Here is a 23,026-nt window from a genome sequence, read left to right as displayed (position 1 = left end):
TAGATAGGATTGAGGGATGGACAACACCGCGGACGATAGCTTCAGCTCTGGGCCGAGACGTCGCCTCTCGTGGGACGCGCGCCACGCGCAGTTGCTTGATGCGTTCCGCGACCTCATCCGTACGCATGACCTCGCGGACGTCACGCTGGCGCGGGTGGCTGCGCACGCCGGCGTGACGAAGCCCGTGGCCTATGACCATTTCGGCGATCTGTCGGGCTTGCTGTCCGAGGTCTACCGGGCCTTCGAATCCCATCAGCGAGACGCCCTGGTCGCGGCGCTCGCGCGTGCACCGCAGGATCTCACTGCCGTCGCGGACCTGGTCGCCGAGGCCTACATCGGCTGCTGCATCGCGGAAGGGATTGAGCTTGCAGCCGTCGTGTCCGCACTTCGCGGATCGACGACGTTGAGTGCCCTGCGGTCGGAGGCAGAGCTGGCGTATCTCGAGATCTGCCGCGAGGCGCTGGAACCATGGACCGGCGCAATCGACCCGGTGCCGTTGAGTGCCATCCCCGGCGCCGGGGATGCCCTCGCCCGAAGCATCCTGTCCGGGGCCCTCTCAACCGCCCAGGGCTCCTCGACCCTCGCCGCGGTGGTTCGGGCCGTCGCGTCGGCCTCGGCCGTTCCCGATGCGACTCGAGAGCTCGGCACCTGAGCGGCGGCTTGCTCAGCGTGGGCCGCCCCCCGTTATGGTTGCTCCATGGCTCGCGCACCCTGGAATCGACCCGGCGAATCTCCACAGACGCGGCGGCTTCGCATCGCGATGTTCTGGACCGCTGTCGTCCTCGTCGTGGCATTCGTCGCCATCCTCGTGTACTTCGTCGTGCGATCGGCTGAAATCGCCGGTCTGTAAGGGCGGCTCGCGGCGAGCCGCTCGGGCTCGATACGACAACAGCCTCTTCGCTGTCGCGGCCTTCGGATGCCTTCCCGCGGCGGGGTCGGTCACCGACCCTTGGGGAAGCCGATCGGGCGCAGCTTGGGTGCCAGTTCCTCCCACTGCCAGGCGCGCTCAGCTTCTTCGGCGGTCCTACCGTCTCCGTTGAGGCCCACGGCATTCGCGGCGTAGGTCGCAGCGTGCGGAGCGTGGTCGAACATGTGGGCTACCGCGCACGCCTGACCGGCTGCACGAGCAGCGGCGACGGCGGCGGCCGCTCCTGCTTCGGTCGCGTCGCGTGCGGCCGCATGTGCTGCGAACGCAGCGGTGCGGCACGCCGTCATCGGAAGTTCACCGCGTTCCCAAGCTCGGAGTGCCGCGATCGCTGCGCGTGGTCGATCGTCACCGGGGCGCTGTTGCTCGAAGATCGGCAAAGCGCGTTCTGCGCAGCTCGCCGCCCACAGTGCGATCGCGTGATGGATCGCCGGCTCAGGGTTCGCCCACTTCGGTTTCGTCTCTTCGCTCACGCCTCGATCGTCTCAGGGATCAAGCGTGGAAAGATCGGCCCGCCGCAGGTTGTGTCGAGAGGGCACGCGCTTACGTAATGGAAGTGGCCCGGAAATCATGGTGGTCTCAACCGTTCAACGCACCACTGTTTGACACGTTATGAAACAGGTGGAAGGCCGGACAGTCGCGCTGACGGGTGGTCAGAACCCGAACGTGAGGACCGCTGACCCGCGCCCCTCGCGCAAGGCGTCCAGTGCGAGCCGCTCGTGAGCGGGCAGGTTGAGCGGTAGATCGTCGAGGCGAAACCACGACAGTTCTGCGCACTTGATTGGTTCTCGGATCAGTGGTTCGCCACCCCAGACGTCGCAGACGAAGAACCAGTCGACGCGCTGTTCCATCGGGTTCGCTGTGCCATCGGTTCTCTGCATGACAGCCACGGCCGATAGCGCCTCAGGTGCCACCTGGACGCCAAGTTCTTCTCTCGCCTCGCGGATTGCGGCAGACGCCGCAGTTTCACCAAACTCCACATGGCCGGCGGCACCCGCTGACCAACAGTCGTCCATGTAGCCGGTGTTCTGCCGTCGTTGCAACAGGACTGATTGATCGCGGCGCAGGAAGACATACGACGCGGGAATAACGGAGAAGTGGCTCATGGTCGTCAAACCCTATGCCGCTGAGCGGAGATCAACATGCTCGCCCGTAGACGATTCCGGGTATCACTTGGTTCGAGCCGCGATCGACCATCACGGACGACAGCGGACGTGCACCGTATGTCCTGATGTCCCGCAGCACCGATCTCGAATCTGCGTCGGGGTCGCGGAGTTCCTCGCGTCGATAAGCTCACCCCATGGGCGTTCTCGGCATCGGCGGGTTGTTCTTCCGCAGTCATGACCCGTCGGCGCGCGCGGCGTGGTACCGCGAGCATCTCGGCATCGAAGTCGGCGCAGAGGGCGAAGACGCCGTCTGGATGCAGGAGGCCGGCATGACCGTCTTCGCGCCTGTTGCGGGGACGAGCGAGTCGTTCGCTCACGACCAGCCCTTCATGCTCAACCTTCGCGTGAGCGACTTGGACGCCCTGACGGCGCATCTCGAGGGAGCCGGGATCGCCGTCGAGCGTCGAACTGAGTGGGAGACGGAATACGGCCGATTCGTCCGCATCCACGACCCCGAGGGACTCCCGATCGAACTCTGGGAAGTCCCCGAATAGAGGCCTCGTCTCCCTCACCCCCCCCGCGAATGCGCGCCCATATCCGCGGCGACGAGCGCCTAGCTGCCGCTGACGACGCTCACGGCCTGGAGGCCCACCACCACGGCGTTGATCGGCACGGCGATGATGAGCACGACGACTGCGCCGATGACGGCGACGATCGAGTGTCGAGGTGTCCGCTTGTGGACCCGCGCCTGCAGGATGAGCACGACGATGGGCGAACCGATCGCGATCGCGGCGCCGAGCACGAACCCGGCGAGCGTCCCGCCGCCACTGAGCCGGTCCTCGGACGGACCGAACTCGCCCTGCAGTGCGAAGGAGAGTTGGACGAGCCAGCTCACGACCAGCAGCCCGAACAGGAGCAGCGTGATGCCGACGCCGGACGCTCGTCCGGTGACCGGCCCGTCCTGGTCGGCTGCTCCAGGGTCGGCGGCTGACACGGATCCAGCGGCCGACGCGGCAGGCTCCCTGGCTGAGCTCGGCCCTGACAGCGGTTCGGCCGGCGGCCGCAGTCCGTCGCCAGCGCTCGGTTCATCGCTCACGACGTGCCCCTCGTCCCTTCGATCAGACGCCGGCGTGCCGGCATCCTCATCAGCCTATTCGTCACGCCGTGAGCGCCGCCCGCACCTGCGCGGCCAGCAGGGGAACCGTCTCCTCCTGGAACCAGGGGTTCTTGCTGCGCCAGCCGCGCGCGAGCGGCGACGGGTGCACGATCGGGAAGAGCGGGAGGTGGGTCTCCGCGGCGCGGACGTTCTCCGTCAGGGTGCGACCGGCCCGCGGTCCGAGGTAGGCGCGCTGGGCGTAGGCGCCGATGAGGATCGTCAGGCGCACCTCGGTCAGCTGCTCGAGCAGGCGCGGATGCCAGCGCGGCGCGAAGTCCCGGCGGGGCGGCAGGTCGCCGCTCGTCCCCTTGCCCGGGAAGTAGAAGTCCATCGGGATGATCGCGACGTTCGCCGGGTCGTAGAACTCCTCAGGTGTCACGCCCATCCAGGAGCGGAGGAGGACACCACTCGGGTCGTTCCAGGGGATGCCCGACTCCTGCGCCAGACGACCAGGCGCCTGACTGATGATGAGCACGCGGGCCTCCGGGGAGGCGACGAAGAGCGGTTTCCAGCCGAGCTCGTGGGCCCACTCGTTCGACTCGTGCGCGGCGACCTCGGCTCGGAGACGGTCGATCGGATGCATCCCTGCAGTCTCCCACCGCGAGCGCAATACAGTGAGGGGATGGACGACGACCAGCGGCGACGGCGCCTCATCCCCGAGCCGGTGGACCGGTTCGCGACCGGCGAGGAGTACCCCGAGTACCGGGTCGACCTCGAGCGCATCCGGTTCTCCCCGTACTTCGCGCGGTTGTCCGCGGTGACGCAGGTCGTCTCGCCCTCCGGCGTCGGTCAGGTCGTCCACAACCGCCTCACGCACTCGATCAAGGTGACCGCTGTCGCGCGCGCGATCGCCATGCAGCTCACCACGACCGATCCTGAGCAGAACGCCATCGTCGAGCGGCTCGGCGGTTGCGACCCGGTCGTCGTGCAGGCAGCGGCCTCAGCCCACGACCTCGGCCACCCGCCGTTCGGCCACCTCGGCGAGCAGGTCCTCGACCGCCTGGCCCGAGAGCGACTCGGCCTCGCGGAAGGCTTCGAGGGCAACGCGCAGTCGTTCCGCATCCTCTCCGCGCTCGACGTGTGCGAGACGGTGAAGGAGGGCCTCAACCTCACGGCGGCCTCCCGCGCCGCCGTGCTCAAGTACCCCTGGGGCCGCACCATCCACCGTCCCGACCTCGACCCCACCGACCCGACGAGGATGCCACGCGGGTCCACCGCAAGCCGCTGGGAGACCGCGCCGCCGAAGTTCTCCGCGTACACCCTCGATCTCGACGACATGCTCGACGCACGCAGTGCGTTCACCGCGATCGCCGCCTGGCAGCAGACCGTCGAGTGCTCCGTGATGGACGTCGCCGACGACATCGCCTACTCCCTGCACGACCTCGACGACTTCTACCGGGCCGGTGTCCTGCAGCAGGCGGCGGTGGCGGTCGAGTTCCGCACCTTCCTCCGCGACCAGCACACCCTCGCCGCGCTCGACGCCGAGGAACTCTGGAACCGCGCACCCGGCCACTCGCTCGAACTGTTGCGCCGGCGGATCGTCTCGCGCGACCCGTGGATCGCCAGCGACGAGCACTTCCGGGCGTCGGTCCAGCGGGTCGCGACCGAGCTCGTCGAAGGACTCCTCGCGGTCCCCTTCGACGGTTCCAGCCGCACCGAGCGCGCCATCGAATCCTTCGTGTCGTCCTGGATCGGCCGCCTCCAGCGCTCCGTCCTCGTCGTCGAGGAGCCGAACGTGCGCTCCGGGCACGTGTCGCTCCTCCCCGAGGCGTGGCACGACGTCACCGTACTGAAATTCGTCCACACCCGGTTCGTCATCGACCGGCCGGACTTCGCCACCTACCAGCGAGGCCAGTCCCGGGTGCTCGACGTGCTCGTCACCGAACTGGACAGCTGGCTCGACGACCCCCGCGACGGCCCGCGTGCGCCGCAGAAGCTCCTCGACTTCGTCGAACTCGCCACCGACGGCTACTTCCGACTCCGGGCGGACAACCCCGACTGGCTCCCGGCAGACCCCGAGTCCGACAGTGGCCGCCCGCAGAGCGACCCACGCGCCCTGGGGCGCCTCGGTCGGGCGCGCGGCATCCTCGACTACGTCGCCTCGCTGACCGACGAACAGGCGACGGCGCTCGCCGCCAGACTGCGCGGAGACCGCGAGGCATGGGCCTTCGGCAGCTGAGTGCAGCCTGAACGCCGCCCCGGTTCCGAGCAATACCCGACGCATTTCGGATAGGTCAGAGCGGGGGATCGCTAGAAGATCTAGCGTTAGCAACGGCGCCGGGAACCAGCCCGGCACCGAAACAGAACGGATGGCGCGCCTCATGGGAAACCTCCTCTACGGAACCCCTCCGACCCCGCACGAGATCGAAGACCGACTGCTCGCACACCTGCAGACGGTCATCTTCACGAAGTTCCGCCGCAACGAGAGCTTCGCCTTCCACCTCGAAGCCGTTCCCGGCCGCGGGACCGGACGTCAGTCGCTCTGGCTGAACCCGATGATCCCCCTCCAGTTCTCCTTCTACGGCAGCCGTGCCCCCGAGCTCAACCGTGAGTGGTTGGCCGCGCTCCTCGAGCAGGCCAACAGTGCCAAGGGCATGCGCGTCGTCCCCGAGCCGGCAGCCGGCGCCGCGAAGCGCGTCGAGTCCGCAGCGTAGATCCGAACGGTCGGCGACAACTGACCGACCATCGTCTCGACGCGCTCCGGCCGTCGGACGTCTCTGAAACACCAGTTGGGGGTGCCACCGTGACCACCGGTCTCCAGAGCGCGCCCGACTTCCTCGACCTGGACGACGCGCGAGCCTCACGTCGCCTGATCGACCGCACGGACATCGTGTTCCAGACCTCGCACGCCAGCTTGGACGCGGAGGGCGGGCTGTCCCTCAGTCGGACGTCCCTCAGCCTCGACGTCGACGGCGACACCGTCCGGGTTCCGGCGAACCGCATCGTCGCCTGGTCGCTCCGTACCGAAGGCGGCCTCATCGTGGTGACCGTCTGGTCCGAGCGCCCGACCGCCGTCCACGAGACCACGGTCCTCCCGCGGTTCGCCCGCATGGCGTCGTCCGCGCTCACCGAGGTCCTGGGTGCGGAACACGGCTTCCTGCAAGGGACCGCCTGACATCGAGTGGTCTGCTCGGGCCGGAAACGACCCGCTACGGGATGACAGCCGGGCTCCCCCGTGAGATTCTATGAGCGATGAGCGAAGAGACGGGACCCGCAGAGCGGTCCGAAGTCGCAGGCCGCGACGTCGATGAGGCTCGCGATCTGTTCGCCGGCGCGTACAACGCCGGCTCGATGATCATCGAACCCACCGAATCGGCGTTCACCTTCCGGTACACCGCGATCGGCGACGACGAGCTGACCCTGCGCGCCACCCAGTTCACCGGACGCGTCACCGGAACGGTGCTCACCGAGGGCGAGTACATCGTCTCCTGGCTGACGGCGGGCAGTGGGGCCACCGACCTCGCCGGCGCACCGATGCAGCTCGTGCACGGGCAGCCGGCGATGTTCGCGAACGACCGACTCGCCGAGTTCGACTTCACCGACTACCGGCAGAACCTCATGCACTTCGACGGGACGTTCCTCGAGCGGGTGGCCGGCGAGGTGGAGGGTACGAGCGGCCCGATCCTCTTCGACACGACAGCCCGACCGACCGGTGAGCAGCTCCGCCGATGGGCCGCTTCGGTGACATCCGTCGCCCGGGTCATCTATGACGACACCAGTCCGGCCGTCCTCCGCGCCGAGGCGAACCGGTCGGCGGCGATCGCGCTCCTCGAGACGTTCCCGCACACGGCCCTGCACGCGCCGGTGGAGATCGGCCTGCCGGACGCCGGAAAGACCCGCGCGGCCATCGAGTTCATGATCGCCAACGCGCACCTCCCGATCCGCACGGAGGACGTCGCCGAAGCGGTCGGCATGAGCCAGCGCAGCCTCCAGAGCGCGTTCCGTCGGGAGCACGACATCACCGCGATCGACTACCTGCGACGGGTCAGACTCGACCGGGTGCAAGAGGAACTGCAGAAGGCCGACCCCGGGCTGGCCACGGTCGCGGAGGTCGCCAGCCGGTGGGGGTTCGCGCACCTCGGGCGGTTCTCCGCCTCGTACACCAACCGCTTCGGCGAGTATCCGAGCACGACGCTCGGTTCCTAGCCGCCGGCCGTTCGGCTCAGAAGTCGCCGAACTCGTCGTACTCGTCGAGACCCGACAGCTTCTCCGTCTCGATGGCGGGAACGATCTCCAGCGCCCGGTTCGCGAAGGATTCCACGATCACCTGCAGGCCCGGGCTGACCAGGACGTCCAGGTTGCGATCTGCGGAGAGCGGGACGTGGACGAAGCGACCACCGGCTTGGACGGCGGACTCGATCTCGCTCATCAGTGCCGAGATGTCGACACCCGACTCGATGTCGTACGAAACGCGGCCGATGGCGATGCTGTACTGCATGACCATCACCTCCGGGATCGGGTTGTTGCTGCAAGCGTATGGAACGTGCCTGTGGATCACGGTGGGTTGACCAAGGTCGCCACACGTGCAGGGGGGTGTCGCCTCAGTCGTCCTCCTGGACGGTGACACTGCGGCGACACCCGCTATCGCGCGCGGTCGACGCGGGTCTCCTCCCAGACGGGCTCGTCGGAGGCCTGCACCCGGCCGTCGGAGCCGAAGACGAGGAAGCGGTCGAAGCCGCGCGCGAACCAGCGGTCGTGGGTGACCGCGATCACCGTGCCCTCGAAACCCGCCAGACCCTGCTCGAGCGCCTCCGCCGAGACGAGGTCCAGGTTGTCGGTCGGCTCGTCGAGCAGGAGCAGCGTGGCACCGGAGAGTTCGAGTAGGAGGATCTGCAGGCGCGCCTGCTGTCCGCCCGAGAGGGATTCGAACGGCTGCTCGGCCGCGCCCGCCAGACCGTAGCGGTCGAGCACGCGGCTGGCGGCCTCGCGGGGGAGCCCCGACCGGTGCTCGTCGCCGCGGTGCAGGATGTCCAGCAGGGTCCGGCCGACGAGTTCGGGGTGCCGGTGCGACTGTGCGAACCACCCCGGCTGCACGCGCGCGCCGAGCTTGGCGTCGCCGTCGTGCTCGACCGGGACGAGCGCGTCGCCCGCTGCGGCGAGGTGCCCGGCGCCCGGATCGGGATCCGTCCCACCGCCGGCGAGCAGCCGGAGGAAGTGCGACTTGCCCGAACCGTTCGAACCGAGGACGCCGATGCGCTCGCCGAACCAGATCTCCGCGTCGAACGGCTGCATCAGGCCGGTCAGTTCCAGCCCCGTGCAGACGATCGCGCGGCGGCCCGTGCGTGCGCCGCGGAGGCGCATCGTGACCTGCTGGTCCTTCGGTCGCTCCTCAGGTGGACCGGCGTCCTCGAACTTGGCGAGTCGGGTCTGCGCGGCGCGGTAGCGGGAGGCCATGGAGTCGTTGAACTTGGCCTGCTCGCGCAGACGCAGCACGAGTGCGCGCAGCTTCACGCGGTCCTCGTCCCAGCGCCGGCGGAGTTCGTCGAGTCGGTCGAGTCGGGCGTCGCGGGCCTCGTGGTAGCTGCGGAAGCTCGCGCCATGGGTCCACGTCGTACTGCCGGCCGCGCCGACCTCGAGCGTGATGATGCGGGTCGCCGCCTGTGCCAGGAGCTCGCGGTCGTGCGAGACGAGGAGGACCGTCTTGCGGGTTTCGGCGAGCATCCCCTCGAGCCAGCGCTTCGTCGGGACGTCGAGGGAGTTGTCGGGCTCGTCGAGGAGGAGGACCTGCTCAGGGCCGCGGAACAGGGCCTCCAGGACGAGCCGCTTCTGCTCGCCGCCGGACAGCGTGCCGAGCGTCCGCCACTGCGCGCGGTCGTAGGGCACCCCGAGTGCCGCCTCGCAGCAGCTGTCCCAGAGCACCTCCTGGTCGTACCCGCCGGCGTCGGCGTACTCGGCGAGCGTCGTCGCGTAGGCCATCTGGGTCGCCTCGACGTCGTCCTCCATGAGGGCGAGCTCGGCGCGGTCGACCGCCTCTGCCGCGGCACGGACCCGCGGAGGCGCGACCTGGACGAGGAGGTCACGGACCGTCCGGTCATCGTCACCGCGACCGACGAACTGGTCCATCACGCCGAGGCCGCCGTCGATGGAGACGACCCCGGAGTCGGGCTGGAGCTCGCCGCGGATGATCCGCAGCAGCGTCGTCTTGCCGGCGCCGTTCGCTCCGATGAGCGCGGCGATCGCCCCTTCGCCGACGCGGAACGAGACCTCGTCCAGCAGGGTCCGTCCGTCGCTCAGCGTGTAGCTGAGGTCGCTGACGTCGATGTAGCCCATGGTGCGCACTCCCCAGGGAGCCGATCGCTCCCGAACGGGCCCGCGCTGGTTCGCGCCGGGCCGCCCACCGCCTGGCGAGCCGACCAGTTTAGCCGCGCCGGTCCGGCCTCGCGCAACTGCCGCTGCGCACGACTCCCGGTCACTGAGCTTGCCCTTTCACTGAGCCCGACCCCGGTCACTGAGCCCGACCCCGGTCACTGAGCCCCCACCCCGGTCACTGAGCTTGTCGAAGTGCCCCGACCGCCCTTCGACAAGCTCAGGGACCGGAGGAGGTCAGCTCAGGGACCGGAGGAGGTCAGCTCAGGGACCGGAGGAGGTCAGCTCAGGGACCGGAGGAGGTCAGCTCAGGGACCGGAGAGTCGCGCGGCTCAGGCGAGCGAGGCCGCGATGTCACCGATCCACGTGCGCACCGACGCGTCGTGCTCGTCGAACCAGCCGCCCTCGTAGCCACGCGGGACACCTTCGACCACCATGACGAGCGCGAGGTACAGCGACCACAGGCGCGCGCGGGTCCGGGCGTCCTCATCGGGCAGGAGCTCGCGGCCGGACGTCTCGCGGTAGGCGCGGAGGAGTTCCGAGTCGGCGGCGACCGTCTCCGGCACGTCGGTGAAGAGCGCCAGGGAGACGAGGTCGGCGGTGGGGTCAGCCCAGTGCGCGCGCTCATGGTCGATGACGCCGGTCAGTTGGGCGGCCTCCGCCCCGTGTTCGGGCATGACGAGGAGGTTGCCCTCCCAGAGGTCGAAGTGGACGAGCGTCGGCTCCGTCACGCTGTCGAAGGCCGGCAGCGCGGTGTCGATCAGGTGTCGGATCTCGTCCGCCGCGACCGGGAGGTCGACCTCGAACCGCAGGGCGTCGGCGAGGACGGCCTCCACGACGAGCCGGTAGGCGTCCGCGGCACTGGCCGCCTGAAGCTCCGGACGGAAGGGGTAGCCGAATCGGTTCCCCTCGGCGAGGCCGGTCGCCGAATCGATGGACGCGGCCTCCGCCGGGATGTCGACGTCGTCTGGTTCCACGTGGAACGGCGTGCGACCCGCCTCGTGCAGACGGGCGAGCGTGCGGCCGAGGACGTCGCGGGCGAGGGGGACGGTCTCGGTGCTGTTCGCCGGTCGGCCGGTGAGCTCGGTCATCACGAGCGCGTCGCGTCCGTCGAGCGTCGCCTCGAAGACGATCTCCGGCTGCGGCACCTCCGCACGGCCGAGGATGCGGAGGGCGAGCGCCTCGGTCGCCATGAGGGACCGCTCGTAGGTGAGGCCGGCCGCGTCCGCGGGGGAGAGCTTCACGATGACGCGCTCGCCGCCGTCGAGTTCGACCGCTGCGACCTCGTTCGCCGTGCCCGCTCCGAGCATCGTGATGGTCGGGCTGCCGGGCTGCATCGCCGGTCGCTCGGCCGCCCAGTGCTCGGCGACCGCGATCATGGTGTCACTGGGGCGAGGGGTTCGGCTCATCCGCCCACGGTAGCGCGCCCTTCGCCCTTCGCTCGCCGCTCGCCGCTGGCCCGCTCGCCGACTGCCCCTACCCCGGTCACCGAGCGCCCTACCCCGGTCACCGAGCCCCCCCGCCCCGTTGCCGAGCCTCCCATCCGGTCACCGAGCTTGTCGAGGTGCGAAGCCCAGAGCGTTCACAACTCCTGCTGGAGTCGCGCGCGGCTCACACGGGGTGCGGGACCTCCTGGCGGGCGGCGTCGGTGGGCTCATCCTGCAGGAGTTGTGGACGACGGCGGGAGCGCTTCGCAGCGGTGGACGCACCGATGATGACGATCAGGCCGAGCAGGGTGATGGCCGCTCCGGCCCAGATCGGAGAGGTGTAGCCGAGGCCGGCGGTGATCGTGACGCCGCCGAGCCAGGCGCCGAGCGCGTTGCCGAGGTTGAACGCGGCGATGTTCGCTCCCGAGGCGAGCGTGGGAGCGGCCGACGCGTACCGCATGACCCGCATCTGCAACGCGGGGACGGTCGCGAATCCGAAGCCGCCCATGAGGACGAGGGCGATCACGGTGGCGACGGGCGACTGTGCGGTCGCGGCGAAGGCGACCAGGATCACGGTCAGCACCGCGATGACGACGATGAGCGTCCGGTCGATGTTCCGGTCGGCCGCCTTGCCACCCACGATGTTGCCGACCAGGAGTCCGACGCCGAAGAGGATGAGGAGCCACGGCACCGTGGTCGAGGCGAAGCCGCTGACCTCCGTGAGTGTGTACGCGATGTAGGTGAACGCACCGAACATGCCGCCGTAGCCGAGGACCGTGACAGCGATCGAGAGCCAGACCTGGCCGGAGCGGAACGCGCGCAGCTCGGCGAGGAGCGACGCCGGGGCTTCGTCACGCTTCGGCTTCGGCACGAGTGCCAGGATGCCGATGAAGGCGACGACCCCGATCACCGTGATGGCCCAGAAGGTCGAGCGCCAGCCGAAGTGCTGGCCGAGCAGCGTGCCGAACGGGACGCCGAGCACGTTCGCCGCGGTGAGGCCAGTGAACATGATCGCGATCGCGCCGGCCTGTTTGTGGGCGGGGACCATCGCCGCCGCCAGGACCGAGCCGATACCGAAGAACGCTCCGTGGCTGAGGGCGGCGAGGATGCGGCCGGCGAGCATGATCTGGTAGTCGCCGGCGAGTGCGGAGACGAGGTTGCCGACGATGAAGAGCACCATCAGGGCCAGCAGGACGGGCTTCTTCGGCAGTCGGGTGACCGCCGCGGTGAGGGCGAGCGCCCCGACGACGACGGCCAGGGCGTAGCCGGAGATGAGCCAGCCGGCTGCGGCTTCCGAGACGCCGAAGTCGGCCGCCACCTCGGGCAACAGCCCCATGATGACGAACTCCGTGAGGCCGATGCCGAAGCCGCCGAGGGCGAGGGCGATGAGACCGAGTGGCATGACGATTCCTGCGATTCCTGGGGGTCGTGGGGAGAGTGCTGGTGGCCTGCAGCCGGGACGCGTACGCTGATAGTTGCAGACGCGCGATAGATATCGTTGCACGCGCTAGGTAATAGCGCAAGCAACTATGTGCGTCTGCAATCAATTGATCGATGTTCGAACCGAGGAGTCCCGATGGGCATCGCCGACGACGCTGTTGAGATCCGCGCGCAGGGGTGGCGGACGCTCGCCGCCCTGTACGGATCGATCGAGTCCGATTTGGAACGCGCGCTGCAGGCCGAGGCCCGGCTCTCCGTGGTCGAGTACACCGTGCTCGACGCCCTGGGACGCCAGGACGGCTGGCACATGCGCATGCAGCAGCTCGCCCGCGCGACGGCCCTGTCGCCGAGCGCCACCACCCGGCTCGTCAACCGCCTCGAGGACCGCGCGCTCCTCACCCGCGTGCTGTGCGCCGACGATCGCCGAGGGGTCTACACCGAGCTCACGGCGGCCGGGAAGGCGCTGCTCGAGGAGGCCCGACCGGTGCACGACCGCGCCCTCGAGGAGTCGCTCACCACCGCGGAGTCGCTCCCGGAACTCGCACCGCTCGTGGAGGCGATCCACCGGCTGGAGCCCGTCGCCACCACCGTCTGACCGACCGGACCGTTCTCAGGAGAACTCCGGCGCGTCGCCCGGGGAGCAGGGCGGCGTGCCGGAGGAGTCCTGAGACAAGGACGTCCGGGTCGCAGGACAGTGCACGCGGCCGTCGGTGGGTGATGCCAAGCTGAGTCGTCCGACTCGAGGGAGCACGATGAGCACCGCAGCACCGAACACCCGTGTCACCGCGCTCGTCGCACCAGGGTCCCGCAGGGTGCTGGGCGCCTATCTCGGCGCCGCGCTCATCTGGGGTGCCAGCTTCCTCTTCATGAAGACCGGCCTGACCGGGCTCGCTCCGGCGCAGGTCGCCCTGTCCCGCGTGGTGCTCGGTGCCCTGACGCTCTGCATCATCATGCTCGTCACCCGACGCCGCTGGCCGCGAGAGCGTCGGCTCTGGGCGCACCTCGCCGTCGTCTCCGTCTTCCTCTGCGTCGCCCCGTTCCTCCTGTTCTCCTGGGCGGGACAGTTCCTGCCGTCCGGCCTGTCGAGCATCCTCAACGCGACCACGCCGATCATGACGCTCGCCGTCGGCGCCGTGTTCCTCCCGAAGGAACGGCTGAACGGCCTGCAGGTGTTCGGCATCTTCGTCGGTGCCCTCGGCGTCGCGATCGTCGTCGGCCCCTGGCGCGTCCTGGCCGACCCGGCGATCCTCGAGTCCATCCCGGCTCAGCTCGCCTGCCTCGGAGCGACCCTCTGCTACGGCATCGCCTTCGTCTACCTCCGGAAGTTCGTCCTCGGCACCCACAGCTACGACGCGGTGGTCATCTCGGCCGTGGAGATCTCGCTCGCCGCCGTCATCATGCTCGTGCTCTCGCCGTTCATCGCGATGCAGCCGGTGTCGCTCGACGCCCCGGTCGTCCTCAGTATGCTCGCCCTCGGAGCACTCGGTACCGGCGTCGCCTACATCTGGATGACGACGATCGTCGACTCCTGGGGCCCGACGGCTGCGTCCACCGTCACGTACCTCACGCCCCTCGTCGGTGTCGTCCTCGGCATCCTCGTGCTCGGTGAGATCCTGCACTGGAACGAGCCGGTGGGTGGCGTGATCGTCGTGCTCGGCATCCTCGTGAGCCAGGGGCGGCTCCGGCTCCGGCGGCGCACGCCCCCACTCTCGGCATAGGGTGGCTGGACGGCCGCGCGCTGACGGTCGCGGCCCTTCCCACGGAACGAGGTTTCACATGCGCATCGCATCCGGGCAGTTCTCCGCCGGAACGGACATCGACGAGAACCTCGCCAGCGTGGTCGCCCTGCTCGGTGAGGCCGCGGCGGGTGGCGCCGAACTGCTCGTGCTGCCGGAGATGAGCAGCTACGCCACCTCGGAGCCGCCGAGCGCGCTCGCCGCGATCGCCCAACCACTCGACGGACCATTCATCACGGGTGTCGCCGCCGCAGCCGCCGCGCGCTCCCTCCCGACGGTCGTCGGCACCATCGAGGAGAACCCCGGCGGGTTGCCCTACAACACGCTCGTGGCGATCGACGCCGAGGGGGACATCACCGCGACGTACCGGAAGGTGCACCTCTACGACGCCTTCGGGTACGCGGAGAGCGACGGCATCTCGGCCGGGGAGCTCACCGAACCGTTCGTCCTCGAGCTCGGCGACCTCCGCATCGGTGCCTTCACCTGTTACGACCTCCGCTTCCCGGAGAGCGCGCGGCGACTCATCGACGCCGGCGCCAACGTCATCCTGCTGCCCGCGATGTGGATCGTCGGCCCCGGCAAGGAGGACGCCTGGACGACCCTCGTGCGCGCCCGGGCGATCGAGAACACCGCCTACGTCGTGAGCGCCAACCAGACCGGCCCGCTCGCCACCGGGAACTCGATCATCGTCGACCCCGCCGGCGTCGTCATCGCCGCCGCCGGCGAGGCGCCCGGGGTGGTCTTCGCCGAGCTCGATCCGGCGCGACTCGACGCCGTGCGGGCGCGGGTGCCCTCGCTCGCCAACCGCCGGTTCACCGTGGTCCCGCGGACCGCCGAATGAGCGTGGGCGAGCGCGTGAGCGACCCGGTCGGTCTCTCGGAGGTCGTCTCCATCACGCGCGACCTCATCCGGATCGACACCTCGAACTACGGCGGCGGGCGTGCCGTCGGCGAGTCCCGCGCGGCCGACCTCGTCGAACGCCTGCTCGGTGAGGTCGGGATCGTGTGCGAGCGCTTCGAGGCCGAGCCCGGCAGGACGAACCTCGTGGCACGGTGGCCAGGTCGTGACCGCACCCTGCCCGGCCTCCTGCTGCACGGGCACCTCGACGTCGTCCCGGTCGACGCGGCCGCGTGGACGGTCGACCCGTTCGGTGGCGAGATCGCCGACGGCATGCTGTGGGGCCGCGGTGCCGTCGACATGAAGAACATGGTGGCGATGATCGTCGCGTCGGTCCGGCGCATGGTGACGGCGGGGGAGCAGCCCGAGCGAGACGTCGTCCTGGCGTTCTTCGCCGATGAGGAGGCCGGGTGCGTCCTCGGTTCGCAGTGGATGGTGGAGCACCACCCGGAGCAGTTCGCCGGCGTCCGCGACGCGATCAGCGAGGGCGGCGGGTACAGCGTCACCCTCGGCGAACGAGCCGACACCCGCGCCTACCTGCTCAACACCGGCGAGAAGGGCGTGCTCTGGTTGCGACTGACCGCCCACGGTGCCGCCGGTCACGCCTCGCTCGCGAGTCAGGATTCGGCGATCGTCAAGCTCGCCGCCGCGGTCGGCCGGATCGGCGCGCTCGACTGGCCGGTGTCGTTCACCGAGACCACGACGCACCTGTTCCAGCGGCTGCGTGAACTGACCGGAGCGTCCTCCGAGCTGTCACCGTTCGAACTCGCCGCGCTCGTCGGCCCGAGTGCTTCGCGGCTGCGCGCCGGTCTGCAGAACGTGGCGAACGTCACCATGATCTCCGGCGGGTACAAGGAGAACGTGATCCCCGAGTCCGCGACCGCGACGGTCGACGCCCGGTTCCTGCCCGGCCAGCGGGACGAGGTCATCGCGCGCATCCGCGAGGCGGCGGGCGAGGGGGTCGACGTCGAGGTCCAGCTGGAACTCATCGCGATGGAATCGCCGAACGACGGCGAACTCGTCTCGGTGATCGAAGCGGTCATCGAGCGGCACGATCCCGGTGCGACCGTGCTCCCGCACCTCATCCCCGGCGGCACCGACGCGAAGGCGCTCAGCCGGCTCGGCATCACGGGGTACGGGTTCATCCCGCTCAGGTTGCCGGCGGACTTCGACTTCCCCGGGATGTTCCACGGCGTCGACGAACGTGTGCCACTCGACGCGCTCGACTTCGGCTGCGCGGTGCTCACGGACATCATCCGCTCCGTCTGACGGGCAGAGGACCGGGGGCCGACCGGTGTTCGGGTTCGCCGATCGGCCACCCGGAGTCGGTGGCACGGCGTTCTGGCGAGCTCGGAGTCCGGGAGTCTCCGCGGTACTAGCGTGCGGGCGGAACAGGCGTCGGTGCCGTCGCGAACGGGCCGGAGAGCCTCGCCCACTGCAGCAACATGATGGTCTTCGCGTCGATGATGTCGTCGCCGATGCGCGCGATCGCGTCGTCGATGTCGAGTTCGAGGAGTTCGATCTCCTCGCCCTCCTCGGCGAGCCCGCCCCAGTCGCCGCGACGCGCGGCGGGGTCGTACTCGGCCGCGTAGAAGTGCAGGCGCTCGGTCACGGAGCCGGGGCTCATGAAGGCGTCGAACACATGCTGGACGGCCTCGACCGCGAACCCGGTCTCCTCGCGGGCCTCACGGGCGACCGCCGTCTCAGGATCGTCGTCGTCGAGCAGGCCGGCGGCGGTCTCGATGAGCTCGCCGGTCGGGTGTCCATTGACGTACGCCGGGTAGCGGAACTGCCTGGTGAGCAGGACCTTCCGGGAGTCACCGTGGTAGAGCAGGATGGTCGCGCCGTTGCCGCGGTCGTAGGTCTCGCGCTGCTGCGTCGACCATGCGCCTGAGCGGTCCTGGACCTGTAGGGTCGTCCGGCGGAGGACGTGCCAGGCGGCGGCGACCAGTTCCACGTCGGTCACCTGGACGCGCGGGTTGCCGGTGAGGTCGAGGCCGGTCCGGTGCAGGCCGGTGCGCCCGCGGGCGTCGGGGAGGTCTGCTCCGGGCTGTGGTTCCCGGACCGTCGTGGAATCGGCCATCCATCGAGTGTACGACCGCCCGCGAACGGCATCCCAGCGGGGTGTCTCGGGTGGGCCGGTCGGGGGAGCCCTGCTCCGTTCCGCGTCCGATCGTGAATGGCGACTGCTCTTCGGTTTTCGCGGGTTCTGCAACATACTGGTGGGAGCACCGGTCGCGGTCCACGGAGGACCCCCGTCGAAAGGCACTCGATGACGAGCAGCATTCCCGCCAGCAGCCCCGTCGCCAGCGGAGGCACCACGCCTTCAGCGCGGTCGGTCAACTGGGTCGTGACCACCCAGGACGCACCCTGGCAGGAGCAGGAGCCCCTCGGGTTCGGACGACTCGCGGGGATGCCGAACGTCATGGTCGACGTGACGAACCCGCAGCAGACCGTCGACGGCATCGGCGGGTGTTTCAACGAACTCGGCTGGACGGCGCTCGGGCTCCTCTCTGAGGAGGACCGCGAGGGCATCCTGGCCGACCTCTTCACGCCGGGCGCTGGACTGAACCTCTCGCTCTGCCGCATGCCCGTCGGCGCCAACGACTTCTCCACCGACTGGTACTCCTACGACGAGGTCGACGGCGACTTCGACCTCGAGCACTTCAGCATCGACCACGACCGCGCGACGCTCGTCCCCTTCATCCAGGCGGCGCAGCGGTACCGGGGCGACCTGCGTCTCTGGGCGTCGCCGTGGAGCCCGCCCACCTGGATGAAGACGAACGGGCACTACGCGGCTGCACGCCCCTGGGCGGGGTCGGACGTCGACAACGGCATCCGCGACGATCAACTCGGTGCCGAGGGGACCGATCTCTTCATCCTCGAAGACCGCTACCTCGAGACCTACGCCCGGTACTTCGCCCGCTTCGTCGATGCCTACGGCGAGGAGGGCATCCGCGTCGAGATGGTCATGCCGCAGAACGAGTTCAATTCGGCGCAGGTGTTCCCGAGCTGCGTGTGGACGGCCGAGGGGCTCGCGCGGTTCATCGCCGTCCTCGGCCCGGAGATGGACCGTCTCGGAGTGCGGGTCTTCCTCGGCACGCAGGAGCGGCCGCACGACGCGCAGATCGAGACCGTGCTCCGGGATCCGGCGGCCGGCCCGTGGGTCGCCGGAGTCGGATTCCAGTGGGCAGGCAAGGGCGCGATCGCCGCCGTGCATCACGCCCACCCCGACCTCGCGCTCTACCAGACCGAGCAGGAGTGCGGCGACGGACGGAACGACTGGCGCTTCGTGCGGCACACTTGGGGACTCATGCGCCACTTCTTCACGAACGGCGCGCAGGCCTACACGTACTGGAACCTCGCACTCACGGAGGGTGGCGTCAGCCGCTGGGGCTGGGCGCAGAACTCGCTCGTCGTCGTGGACCCCGAGACCCGGACCTTCCGTTACACCCACGAGTACTTCCTCATGCGGCACCTGGGGCACTTCCTGCAACCGGGGGCACAGCGGCTCGCGACGATGAGCTGGACCGGGCACGAGAACCTGCTCGCCTTCCGCAACCCGGACGGCGGCGTCGTGCTCGTGATGCAGAACGACCTCGGCGAACCGCTCCCCGTGCAGATCGTGGTGGGCGACGACGTCATCACGCCGACCCTGCCGGCAGACTCCTTCGCGACGCTCGTCATCCCACCCGCCTGACCGTCGGTGCCGGAGCCACCCCTTGTGGGCGGTCGCCTCTGCGGCCTAGCCTCTCGCGTACCGGCACTGGCGACGGAGGACACATGGGCAGGCTCATCTACTCGGCGATCAGCTCGCTCGACGGCTACCTCGCCGATGAGGAGGGCCGCTTCGACTGGAGCGCCCCGGACGCCGAGGTGCACGCCTTCGTGAACGAGCTCTCCCGGCCGATCGGCACCTACCTGTTCGGCCGGCGGATGTACGAGATCATGACGTTCTGGGAGACGGCGGACGAGCTGCCGGACGAGCCCCGCGAGATCGCGGACTTCGCGGCTCTGTGGCTCGCTGCCGACAAGGTCGTGTACTCGACGTCGCTCGACGCGGTCTCGACGGCCCGGACGACGCTCGAGCGATCGTTCGATCCGGAGGCCGTGCGCCGGTGGAAGGCGGAATCGGACCGCGACCTCAGCGTCGGCGGCCCACACCTCGCAGCCGAGGCGATCGCCGCGGGGCTCGTCGACGAGGTGCAGCTGTTCCTCTCGCCGGTGATCGTCGGCGGCGGCTTGCGTGCACTGCCGGCCAACCTCCGGCGGCGTCTGGAACTCGTCGACGAGCGTCGCTTCGAGGCCGGCGTCGTCCACCTCCGCTACACCGTCACCGGCGAGCCCGTCTGAGGTGAGGCAGTCTGTCGCGGGGATGCCCCGGGAGCGACCAGATGCCTCACCTCACGGATCAGACGGCCTCGAGGATGATCGCGGAGCCCTGGCCGCCGCCACCGCAGATGCCGGCTGCACCGATCGAACCTGAGCCGGCGGCGGCGAGGCGCCGGGCGAGGTGCCCGACGATCCGGGTGCCGGAGGCGCCGATCGGGTGACCGAGGGCGATCGCGCCGCCGTTCGCGTTGACGATCGCAGGATCGACCCCCAGTTCGTCGGTCGAGTGGACCGACACGGCGGCGAACGCCTCGTTGATCTCGACCGCTGCGAGGTCGCCCGTCGTGTGGGAGGTCTTCGCGAGGGCGGCGACGATCGCGTTCGACGGCTGGGCGTGCAGGCTCACATCGGGTCCGGCGACGAGCGCGTGCGCGACGACCCGGGCGATCGGGGTGAGTCCCCGGGCTGCAGCCGCCTCCTCGCTCATGAGCACGACCGCGGCCGCTCCGTCGGTGATCTGGGAGGAGTTGCCCGCGGTGATCGTCCCCTCGCCGCCGAACGCGGGACGCAGCCCGGCCAGCGACTCGGCGGTGGTGTCGGCGCGGAGTCCGTCATCGGCGCTCACGACCGTCGGACCCTTGCGCCCCGGGACGGAGAAGGGTTCGATCTCCTCGGCCTGGACGTCCGCCGCTGCCGCGAGCCGCTGGTGCGAGCCGGCCGCCCAGGCGTCCTGCTCCGGGCGTGCGATGCCGAGTGAGCCGTTGCGCTCCTCGGTGGACGACCCCATCGACCGGTGCTCGAACGCATCGGTCAGGCCGTCGTGATCGAGGGTGTCGACGAGCTCGATGGCGCCGTAGCGCTTGCCCGCGCGCGAGCCCGACCAGGCGTGCGGGGCGAGGCTCATCGACTCCTGGCCGAGCGCGACGACGACGTCGACCTCGCCGGCGTCGATGAGACGCGTGCCGGTGACGATCGCCTCCATGCCGGAGAGACACACGGCGTTGACGGTGATGGCGGGGACGGTGAAGGGGATGTCGGCCCCGACGGCGGACTGCCGGGCGGGGTTCTGGCCGGCCGCGCCCTGCAGCACCTGGCCGGCGATGACCTGCTGCACGTCGGCGGCGTCGACTCCTGCCCGGGACAGGGCCGCGCGGATGGCGTGGGCGCCGAGCTCGGTGGCCGGCACGGACGCGAACGCCCCGTTGAACTTCACGAACGGGGTGCGGGCGTACCCGACGATGACGGTGCTCATGCGTGTGCCTCCTGAGGCGTGGCGGGTGCGGTCGGCACCTCGCCGGTGGTGGTGGGGTCGAGTTCGACGGAGAACTCCGCGCCCGTCAGGGTGCGCAGTTCACCGACGCTCGTGTCGGGCGCGAACGCCCGCAGGACGAGCGCCCCCTCGACGATATCGAAGACGGCGCGGTCGCTGATGATCCGGTCGACGACACCGACGCCGGTGAGCGGGAGATCGCACTGTTCGACGATCTTCGGGCTGCCGTCCTTCGCGACGTGCTCGGTGACGACGACCACCCGTGGCGTCCCGGCGACGAGGTCCATCGCGCCGCCCATCCCCTTGACGAGCTTGCCCGGTATCGTCCAGTTCGCGAGGTCGCCCGCACCCGAGACCTGGAGCGCGCCGAGGATGGCCAGCTGCACGTGGCCGCCGCGGATCATGCCGAACGAGGTCGCCGAGTCGAAGTAGCTTCCGCCGTCGAGGAGCGTGACCGTCTGTTTGCCGGCATTGATGAGGTCGGCGTCCTCCTCACCGTCGATCGGGAACGGACCCATGCCGAGGAGGCCGTTCTCGCTCTGCAGCGTGACGTGGACCCCCGGCGGGACGTGGTTCGCGACGAGCGTGGGGATGCCGATGCCGAGGTTCACGTACTCGCCGTCGCGGAGTTCGGTCGCCGCGATCGCGGCCATGTCGTCTCTCGTCCACATGATGATCAGGCTCCTGCCGGTGTCGTGGTGGCGGCCGCCGGACGGACGGTGCGCTGTTCGATGTCCTTCACCCGCGGCGTCGCCGTGACGAGGCGCTGGACGAAGATGCCGGGGGTGACGACGGTGTTCGGATCGAGGTAGCCGTCCTCGAGGACCTCCTCGGCCTCGGCGATCGTCAGTCGGCCGGCAGTCGCGACGATCGGGTTGAAGTTCCGTGCGGTGTGCCGGAAGACGAGGTTGCCCTCGCGGTCGGCGCGGAACGCGTGCACGAGGGCCACGTCGGCGACGATGCCGCGCTCGAGGACGTAGGTCTCCCCGTCGAACACCTCCGTCGGCTTGCCCTCGGCGACCGGGGTGCCGACGCCGGTCTTCGTGTAGAACCCGGCGATACCGGCACCGCCCGCGCGAAGCCGCTCGGCGAGCGTGCCCTGCGGGGTGAACTCGACCTCGAGCTCACCGTCGAGGAACTGCTTGGCGAAGAGCTTGTTCTCGCCCACGTACGACGCGACGACCTTCCGCACCTGTCGGTTCTCGAGGAGGATGCCAAGGCCTTTGCCGTCGACGCCCATGTTGTTGGAGACGATCGTGAGGTCGGTGGCACCGGTGTCCCGGAGGGCCTCGATGAGGTCGGTCGGGTTGCCGCTCAAGCCGAACCCGCCGACCGCGATGGTCGCTCCGTCCCGGACGACCTCGTGCAACGCTTCGGCGGCGCTCGACCAGTGTTTCGTCATATCACTCCCTTGTGGATGGCGGGCCGACCTGACCACATGGTGGCACTGGCCGCTCGTCTCTCCTGTAGTCAGTCACAGCCGTCCTGCGGTGTCAAAGGTGGCATGGGGCCCGATCCCGGATTCGCTCATGACGTGGTCCCGGCTGCGGCGTAGGCTCACCATGTGGACAAACTGGGGGTACGACGTGGCTGAGGGGATGCGTGGCGCCCAGGTCGTCTCACGCGTGAGCCGGATCCTCAAGATCGTGTCGGAGCACCCCGGTGGTGCGTCGTCTTCGGCGGTGGCTGCGGCCGCCGGGCTCACCCGGCCGACGGCGCACCGCCTGCTCGCCTCGCTCGCCGCCGAAGGCTTCCTCGACCACGACGTCCGCGCCGCCCGGTGGCACCTCGGCCCGGAGCTGTTCCTCCTCGGATCGCTCGCGGCGGAGCGGTACGACGTCGCCGAGCTCGCCCGGGAGAGCGTGCGGATCCTCGCGCACGAGAGCGGCGAGAGCGCCTTCCTCTCGGTGCGTCGCGGGTTCGAGACCGTGTGTCTGCTGCGCGAGGAGGGGAGTTTCCCGGTGCGGTCGTTCGTCCTGACCGAGGGTGTCCGCTTCCCCCTGGGGGTCGCGTCGGCGGGACTGGCGATCCTCGCGTTCTCGAGCGACGAGGAGATCGACGACTACCTGGGTCGCGCCGACCTCGTCGAGCGGTGGGGTGGGGCCCACGCCGCCGACCGCGTGCGCGAGCGGATCCGCGAGACGCGCGAGCGCGGGTACGCGGTGAACCCGGCGCTCATCCTCGAGGGCAGCTGGGGCATGGGCGCGGCGGTCTTCGATGCGGCGGGGAAGCCCGCCTGGGCGCTCAGTCTCACCGGGATCGAGTCCCGGTTCCGGCCTGAGCGCCAGGCGTTCCTCGGTGGCCTGCTGCTGGAGCAGGCGCACGAGCTGTCGAAGCGGCTCCGCTGAGCCGGGTGGTCGGTCCCTGAGCTGCGCTGCACTTCGACAAGCTCAGTGACCGGGTGGCCGCTCAGTGACCGGCGGTGCGGTCC

At 69.7% G+C, this 23,026-nt stretch carries 26 protein-coding genes; 14 read left to right on the top strand and 12 right to left on the bottom strand.

Going from position 1 to position 23,026, the window contains the following annotated elements; translation table 11 throughout:
- The first annotated feature begins 16 nt into the window (after positions 1-16).
- Both ACQG07_RS17295 and ACQG07_RS17290 read left to right on the top strand, forming a co-directional pair.
- The gene (locus tag ACQG07_RS17295; protein ID WP_206428279.1) at positions 17-652 is read left to right on the top strand and encodes a TetR/AcrR family transcriptional regulator; all 636 of its coding nucleotides are present in this window, start codon (positions 17-19) and stop codon (positions 650-652) included.
- Positions 653-697: 45 nt separating this feature from the next.
- Positions 698-850, top strand: coding sequence for a hypothetical protein (locus ACQG07_RS17290; RefSeq protein WP_165766958.1), 153 nt, complete (start codon positions 698-700; stop codon positions 848-850).
- Positions 851-939: 89 nt separating this feature from the next.
- On the opposite strand, the gene ACQG07_RS17285 is transcribed toward ACQG07_RS17290, so the two are convergent.
- Together ACQG07_RS17285 and ACQG07_RS17280 are read right to left on the bottom strand one after the other, a co-directional pair.
- On the bottom strand, positions 940-1,398 hold the full coding sequence (locus tag ACQG07_RS17285; protein WP_411557333.1) for a putative immunity protein: 459 nt from the start codon (positions 1,396-1,398) through the stop codon (positions 940-942).
- A gap of 180 nt (positions 1,399-1,578) precedes the next feature.
- Complete coding sequence (locus ACQG07_RS17280; protein WP_124767890.1) at positions 1,579-2,031, bottom strand: NUDIX hydrolase; 453 nt, start codon at positions 2,029-2,031, stop codon at positions 1,579-1,581.
- 194 nt (positions 2,032-2,225) lie between these two features.
- Between ACQG07_RS17280 and ACQG07_RS17275 the strand changes: the two genes are divergently transcribed.
- A complete protein-coding gene (locus tag ACQG07_RS17275) occupies positions 2,226-2,585 on the top strand; it encodes a VOC family protein (protein WP_426738953.1) in 360 nt (119 codons plus the stop codon).
- A gap of 59 nt (positions 2,586-2,644) precedes the next feature.
- Here the strand turns inward: ACQG07_RS17275 and ACQG07_RS17270 are convergent, their stop codons facing one another.
- Positions 2,645-3,025, bottom strand: coding sequence for a hypothetical protein (locus tag ACQG07_RS17270; protein ID WP_426738952.1), 381 nt, complete (start codon positions 3,023-3,025; stop codon positions 2,645-2,647).
- A gap of 163 nt (positions 3,026-3,188) precedes the next feature.
- Positions 3,189-3,770: a uracil-DNA glycosylase family protein gene (locus ACQG07_RS17265; RefSeq protein ID WP_426738951.1), complete on the bottom strand. Its 582-nt coding sequence runs from the start codon at positions 3,768-3,770 to the stop codon at positions 3,189-3,191.
- A gap of 39 nt (positions 3,771-3,809) precedes the next feature.
- On the opposite strand from ACQG07_RS17265, the gene ACQG07_RS17260 reads away from it, so the two are divergent.
- The 4 genes from ACQG07_RS17260 (at position 3,810) to ACQG07_RS17245 (ending at position 7,333) form a co-directional block, all read left to right on the top strand.
- Positions 3,810-5,366, top strand: coding sequence for a deoxyguanosinetriphosphate triphosphohydrolase family protein (locus ACQG07_RS17260; RefSeq protein WP_426738950.1), 1,557 nt, complete (start codon positions 3,810-3,812; stop codon positions 5,364-5,366).
- A 142-nt stretch (positions 5,367-5,508) separates the two neighbouring features.
- Positions 5,509-5,841 (top strand): hypothetical protein, encoded by a 333-nt coding sequence (locus tag ACQG07_RS17255; RefSeq protein ID WP_079706140.1) that lies wholly within the window; start codon positions 5,509-5,511, stop codon positions 5,839-5,841.
- Between the two features lie 89 nt (positions 5,842-5,930).
- The gene (locus ACQG07_RS17250; protein ID WP_426738949.1) at positions 5,931-6,302 is read left to right on the top strand and encodes a hypothetical protein; all 372 of its coding nucleotides are present in this window, start codon (positions 5,931-5,933) and stop codon (positions 6,300-6,302) included.
- Between the two features lie 77 nt (positions 6,303-6,379).
- The gene (locus ACQG07_RS17245; RefSeq protein ID WP_426738948.1) at positions 6,380-7,333 is read left to right on the top strand and encodes a helix-turn-helix transcriptional regulator; all 954 of its coding nucleotides are present in this window, start codon (positions 6,380-6,382) and stop codon (positions 7,331-7,333) included.
- Between the two features lie 16 nt (positions 7,334-7,349).
- Here ACQG07_RS17245 and ACQG07_RS17240 read toward each other — a convergent pair whose 3' ends face one another.
- The 4 genes from ACQG07_RS17240 to ACQG07_RS17225 all read right to left on the bottom strand — a co-directional run bounded on the left by ACQG07_RS17240 (position 7,350) and on the right by ACQG07_RS17225 (position 12,322).
- Positions 7,350-7,625 (bottom strand): hypothetical protein, encoded by a 276-nt coding sequence (locus tag ACQG07_RS17240; RefSeq protein ID WP_274498910.1) that lies wholly within the window; start codon positions 7,623-7,625, stop codon positions 7,350-7,352.
- A 143-nt stretch (positions 7,626-7,768) separates the two neighbouring features.
- Positions 7,769-9,457 (bottom strand): ABC-F family ATP-binding cassette domain-containing protein, encoded by a 1,689-nt coding sequence (locus ACQG07_RS17235; protein WP_274498911.1) that lies wholly within the window; start codon positions 9,455-9,457, stop codon positions 7,769-7,771.
- A 368-nt stretch (positions 9,458-9,825) separates the two neighbouring features.
- On the bottom strand, positions 9,826-10,902 hold the full coding sequence (locus tag ACQG07_RS17230) for a phosphotransferase family protein (RefSeq protein WP_426738947.1): 1,077 nt from the start codon (positions 10,900-10,902) through the stop codon (positions 9,826-9,828).
- A gap of 202 nt (positions 10,903-11,104) precedes the next feature.
- The gene (locus tag ACQG07_RS17225) at positions 11,105-12,322 is read right to left on the bottom strand and encodes an MFS transporter (RefSeq protein ID WP_426738946.1); all 1,218 of its coding nucleotides are present in this window, start codon (positions 12,320-12,322) and stop codon (positions 11,105-11,107) included.
- A gap of 174 nt (positions 12,323-12,496) precedes the next feature.
- Here ACQG07_RS17225 and ACQG07_RS17220 point away from each other — a divergent pair, with 174 nt between their 5' ends.
- The 4 genes from ACQG07_RS17220 to ACQG07_RS17205 all read left to right on the top strand — a co-directional run bounded on the left by ACQG07_RS17220 (position 12,497) and on the right by ACQG07_RS17205 (position 16,262).
- Positions 12,497-12,955: a MarR family winged helix-turn-helix transcriptional regulator gene (locus ACQG07_RS17220; protein WP_137242863.1), complete on the top strand. Its 459-nt coding sequence runs from the start codon at positions 12,497-12,499 to the stop codon at positions 12,953-12,955.
- Positions 12,956-13,112: 157 nt separating this feature from the next.
- On the top strand, positions 13,113-14,078 hold the full coding sequence (locus ACQG07_RS17215) for a DMT family transporter (protein WP_159876659.1): 966 nt from the start codon (positions 13,113-13,115) through the stop codon (positions 14,076-14,078).
- A 58-nt stretch (positions 14,079-14,136) separates the two neighbouring features.
- A complete protein-coding gene (locus tag ACQG07_RS17210; protein WP_138945810.1) occupies positions 14,137-14,937 on the top strand; it encodes a carbon-nitrogen hydrolase family protein in 801 nt (266 codons plus the stop codon).
- Positions 14,934-16,262: a M20/M25/M40 family metallo-hydrolase gene (locus tag ACQG07_RS17205; protein WP_124767903.1), complete on the top strand. Its 1,329-nt coding sequence runs from the start codon at positions 14,934-14,936 to the stop codon at positions 16,260-16,262. The genes ACQG07_RS17210 and ACQG07_RS17205 overlap by 4 nt, the downstream gene beginning before the upstream one ends.
- Positions 16,263-16,368: 106 nt before the next feature.
- Here ACQG07_RS17205 and ACQG07_RS17200 read toward each other — a convergent pair whose 3' ends face one another.
- On the bottom strand, positions 16,369-17,076 hold the full coding sequence (locus tag ACQG07_RS17200) for an NUDIX domain-containing protein (protein WP_426738945.1): 708 nt from the start codon (positions 17,074-17,076) through the stop codon (positions 16,369-16,371).
- 189 nt (positions 17,077-17,265) lie between these two features.
- Here ACQG07_RS17200 and ACQG07_RS17195 point away from each other — a divergent pair, with 189 nt between their 5' ends.
- Complete coding sequence (locus ACQG07_RS17195; RefSeq protein WP_426738944.1) at positions 17,266-18,693, top strand: glycoside hydrolase family 30 protein; 1,428 nt, start codon at positions 17,266-17,268, stop codon at positions 18,691-18,693.
- Between the two features lie 83 nt (positions 18,694-18,776).
- On the top strand, positions 18,777-19,346 hold the full coding sequence (locus tag ACQG07_RS17190; RefSeq protein WP_079704414.1) for a dihydrofolate reductase family protein: 570 nt from the start codon (positions 18,777-18,779) through the stop codon (positions 19,344-19,346).
- Between the two features lie 58 nt (positions 19,347-19,404).
- Here ACQG07_RS17190 and ACQG07_RS17185 read toward each other — a convergent pair whose 3' ends face one another.
- From ACQG07_RS17185 to ACQG07_RS17175, 3 genes are read right to left on the bottom strand one after another with little or no spacing between them, the layout of a single operon-like run.
- The gene (locus tag ACQG07_RS17185; RefSeq protein ID WP_079704415.1) at positions 19,405-20,577 is read right to left on the bottom strand and encodes an acetyl-CoA C-acyltransferase; all 1,173 of its coding nucleotides are present in this window, start codon (positions 20,575-20,577) and stop codon (positions 19,405-19,407) included.
- Positions 20,574-21,266 carry a 3-oxoacid CoA-transferase subunit B gene (locus ACQG07_RS17180; protein WP_426738943.1) on the bottom strand — a complete coding sequence of 231 codons (693 nt, stop codon included), beginning with the start codon at positions 21,264-21,266 and terminating at the stop codon, positions 20,574-20,576. Before ACQG07_RS17180 ends, ACQG07_RS17185 begins: the two co-directional genes overlap by 4 nt.
- A gap of 5 nt (positions 21,267-21,271) precedes the next feature.
- Complete coding sequence (locus tag ACQG07_RS17175) at positions 21,272-21,997, bottom strand: CoA transferase subunit A (protein WP_124767908.1); 726 nt, start codon at positions 21,995-21,997, stop codon at positions 21,272-21,274.
- Positions 21,998-22,157: 160 nt separating this feature from the next.
- Here ACQG07_RS17175 and ACQG07_RS17170 point away from each other — a divergent pair, with 160 nt between their 5' ends.
- Positions 22,158-22,943 carry an IclR family transcriptional regulator gene (locus ACQG07_RS17170; protein WP_426738942.1) on the top strand — a complete coding sequence of 262 codons (786 nt, stop codon included), beginning with the start codon at positions 22,158-22,160 and terminating at the stop codon, positions 22,941-22,943.
- Positions 22,944-23,026: the final 83 nt, after the last annotated feature.

The sequence above is a fragment of the Plantibacter sp. 2H11-2 genome (assembly GCF_050031945.1).
GTDB classification, from domain to species: Bacteria; Actinomycetota; Actinomycetes; order Actinomycetales; family Microbacteriaceae; genus Plantibacter; species Plantibacter auratus.
This window is presented reverse-complemented; position numbering and strand designations above follow the sequence as displayed.

Excerpts from the sequence above, each read along its gene's own strand:
- ACQG07_RS17175 (WP_124767908.1), bottom strand. The coding sequence starts at position 21,997 with ATGACGAAACACTGGTCGAGCGCCGCCGAAGCGTTGCACGAGGTCGTC.
- ACQG07_RS17200 (WP_426738945.1), bottom strand. The coding sequence starts at position 17,076 with ATGGCCGATTCCACGACGGTCCGGGAACCACAGCCCGGAGCAGACCTC.
- ACQG07_RS17235 (WP_274498911.1), bottom strand. The coding sequence starts at position 9,457 with ATGGGCTACATCGACGTCAGCGACCTCAGCTACACGCTGAGCGACGGA.
- ACQG07_RS17220 (WP_137242863.1), top strand. The coding sequence starts at position 12,497 with ATGGGCATCGCCGACGACGCTGTTGAGATCCGCGCGCAGGGGTGGCGG.
- ACQG07_RS17295 (WP_206428279.1), top strand. The coding sequence starts at position 17 with ATGGACAACACCGCGGACGATAGCTTCAGCTCTGGGCCGAGACGTCGC.
- ACQG07_RS17185 (WP_079704415.1), bottom strand. The coding sequence starts at position 20,577 with ATGAGCACCGTCATCGTCGGGTACGCCCGCACCCCGTTCGTGAAGTTC.
- ACQG07_RS17275 (WP_426738953.1), top strand. The coding sequence starts at position 2,226 with ATGGGCGTTCTCGGCATCGGCGGGTTGTTCTTCCGCAGTCATGACCCG.
- ACQG07_RS17205 (WP_124767903.1), top strand. The coding sequence starts at position 14,934 with ATGAGCGTGGGCGAGCGCGTGAGCGACCCGGTCGGTCTCTCGGAGGTC.
- ACQG07_RS17195 (WP_426738944.1), top strand. The coding sequence starts at position 17,266 with ATGACGAGCAGCATTCCCGCCAGCAGCCCCGTCGCCAGCGGAGGCACC.
- ACQG07_RS17230 (WP_426738947.1), bottom strand. The coding sequence starts at position 10,902 with ATGAGCCGAACCCCTCGCCCCAGTGACACCATGATCGCGGTCGCCGAG.
- ACQG07_RS17240 (WP_274498910.1), bottom strand. The coding sequence starts at position 7,625 with ATGCAGTACAGCATCGCCATCGGCCGCGTTTCGTACGACATCGAGTCG.
- ACQG07_RS17265 (WP_426738951.1), bottom strand. The coding sequence starts at position 3,770 with ATGCATCCGATCGACCGTCTCCGAGCCGAGGTCGCCGCGCACGAGTCG.
- ACQG07_RS17255 (WP_079706140.1), top strand. The coding sequence starts at position 5,509 with ATGGGAAACCTCCTCTACGGAACCCCTCCGACCCCGCACGAGATCGAA.
- ACQG07_RS17245 (WP_426738948.1), top strand. The coding sequence starts at position 6,380 with ATGAGCGAAGAGACGGGACCCGCAGAGCGGTCCGAAGTCGCAGGCCGC.
- ACQG07_RS17215 (WP_159876659.1), top strand. The coding sequence starts at position 13,113 with ATGAGCACCGCAGCACCGAACACCCGTGTCACCGCGCTCGTCGCACCA.
- ACQG07_RS17225 (WP_426738946.1), bottom strand. The coding sequence starts at position 12,322 with ATGCCACTCGGTCTCATCGCCCTCGCCCTCGGCGGCTTCGGCATCGGC.
- ACQG07_RS17260 (WP_426738950.1), top strand. The coding sequence starts at position 3,810 with ATGGACGACGACCAGCGGCGACGGCGCCTCATCCCCGAGCCGGTGGAC.
- ACQG07_RS17180 (WP_426738943.1), bottom strand. The coding sequence starts at position 21,266 with ATGTGGACGAGAGACGACATGGCCGCGATCGCGGCGACCGAACTCCGC.
- ACQG07_RS17290 (WP_165766958.1), top strand. The coding sequence starts at position 698 with ATGGCTCGCGCACCCTGGAATCGACCCGGCGAATCTCCACAGACGCGG.
- ACQG07_RS17280 (WP_124767890.1), bottom strand. The coding sequence starts at position 2,031 with ATGAGCCACTTCTCCGTTATTCCCGCGTCGTATGTCTTCCTGCGCCGC.
- ACQG07_RS17190 (WP_079704414.1), top strand. The coding sequence starts at position 18,777 with ATGGGCAGGCTCATCTACTCGGCGATCAGCTCGCTCGACGGCTACCTC.
- ACQG07_RS17170 (WP_426738942.1), top strand. The coding sequence starts at position 22,158 with ATGTGGACAAACTGGGGGTACGACGTGGCTGAGGGGATGCGTGGCGCC.
- ACQG07_RS17210 (WP_138945810.1), top strand. The coding sequence starts at position 14,137 with ATGCGCATCGCATCCGGGCAGTTCTCCGCCGGAACGGACATCGACGAG.